The following is a 1,789-nucleotide window of genomic DNA, read 5'->3' on the forward strand; positions in this document are numbered from 1 at the left end:
CGTCCCGCCCGCGCGCGAGCCCGCCGCACCTGCCGCGTCCGCTCCCGAGCCCGCGCCGGCGCCCAAGTCCGCCCCCGCGCCCGCCGCGCGCGAGGACGGCTACCGCGCCACCACGCTCGAGGACCTCGAGAGCTCGAAGATGCCCACGGCGCAGAAGGTCGTCATCGCGCTCGCCGTGCTCGGCATCGCGGCCTTCGTCCTCTGGAACCTTCTGGCCTAGCCGCGCGCTGGGCCCTTCGCTTTGAGCACCGCACGAGATAGGAGATGCCGCATGCCGCGACGCCACCATGAGAGCCATGACCCCTTCGACGCCGGCGAGGGCAACGCCATCGGCCTGACGAGGGCCTTCTCGCCCGTTGAGGCTGATGAGTACTTCGACGGCGCGGTGCCCACCGACCCGTTCGACTCTCCGGAGCCGCAAGGCGGCGCCGACTTCGCGGACGGCTTCGCAGACGGCGGCCTCGCCGGATCCGCCGCCTTCGCCGAGGACGCCGAGGCCGCCCAGGCCGAGCGCGCCCCGCGTCACGCGGGCAAGCACGCGCGCCACGCGAAGCCCGCCGCCGAGCCCGCGACCGCCCCGAGCGCGTTCGACGACCCGGAGCTGCCCCTTCCCGACGCGCCTGCGCCCGAGCCGATCCCCGAGTACCTGCGCAAGTCGAAGCGCATGCGCCGCATCCTCATCGGCGTGATCGTCGTGTTCGTCGTGCTGCTCGCGGTAGGCGGCGTGCTCGCCTGGCAGCTCCTCCAGACGGTGCAGACCACGGCCTCCCAGCAGGCGCAGAACGTCACGCAGGAGGTGAGCGCCATCGACGGCGACGCCGCGGCGAAGGACGCCTCGACCGCCACGGCGAAGAAGACCACCGTCCCTGACCTCACCGCGCTGCTCGGCCTCACGCAGGACGAGGCGATCGAGCGGTTGCAGCACGGTGCGCAGGTGTCGAGCACGCGCGAGGTGAACGAGGAGGGCAACCCTGTGAAGCAGGACGTGCGCATCGCGCTCACCGCCGAGCCCGCCGACACGCGCTCGGGCACGCCGACGGTGTACCTGGGCCTCAACGAGGAGGGCAGGGTGGTGCAGGCCGGCTACTCGGCGGCCACCTCGTCGCTCGGCTACGGGTCGCTGAGCTTCTCCGACGCCGTGCGCAACGAGCACATCATCGAGAAGACGCTCGCCGAGGCGGGCGTCCAGGTGCCCGACGGCGCGGTGACGCTGCCCGAGGACAAGACGGCCTACTCCACCTACGCGAGCGACGGCACCACGCTCACCAAGGAGTACTGCTCGTTCTCCGGCGAGGTGGACATCGACGGCGCGCCGCACGCCTGGTCGGCCGTGCTCTCGTACGACTACGCCATGGCCAACGCCACGGGCAACCTCGCCGACACCATCCGCACCATCTACGTCTACGTGAACGCCTAAGCCCTGTCCGGGCTCTTGCAAGCTCCGCCCGAGCTATCGCAAGCCCTGTCCGAGCTCTCGCGGCGGCGCCTTGGTCCGGCGGCGCCGCGAGAGCCTGCGAGCCTTCTTCGTCAACGCGGGCGGTCCGGCGATCGCCGCGAAGGAGTGCTCGCCTAAGCCCGCCCAAGCCGCCAGCAACACGGCGTAACGTTTTTGGGGAGGTATAGCGACTCCGGCGACGAGGGCAGCCGCCAGGCTGGCCGACAAGCCGGAGCGAGGCGAAGGGGGCTCCCCTAATCTCTTATCGACCAAGAATCGAGAAAGAGAGGAGCCCTCCATGGACAATCCTACCGCATGCGCGGCCGCTTCGGCGGCCCTGGCCGACGTATTCAC

General features: G+C 71.0%; 1 protein-coding gene and 1 pseudogene. Both read left to right on the top strand.

All coding sequences use genetic code 11. The features are described from left to right. Positions 1-220: pseudogene (locus tag G7Y49_RS11905) on the top strand (SURF2 Surfeit locus protein 2); the annotation flags it as partial. 51 nt (positions 221-271) lie between these two features. Further along, positions 272-1,417: a histone-lysine N-methyltransferase gene (locus tag G7Y49_RS11910; RefSeq protein WP_165174104.1), complete on the top strand. Its 1,146-nt coding sequence runs from the start codon at positions 272-274 to the stop codon at positions 1,415-1,417. Positions 1,418-1,789 lie beyond the last annotated feature (372 nt).

Source organism: Adlercreutzia sp. ZJ242 (assembly GCF_011038995.1).
In the GTDB taxonomy this organism is placed as follows: Bacteria; Actinomycetota; Coriobacteriia; order Coriobacteriales; family Eggerthellaceae; genus CAAEEV01.

What these genes read in the sequence shown, in the direction of transcription:
- G7Y49_RS11910 (WP_165174104.1), top strand. Translation starts at nt 272, where the DNA reads ATGCCGCGACGCCACCATGAGAGCCATGACCCCTTCGACGCCGGCGAG.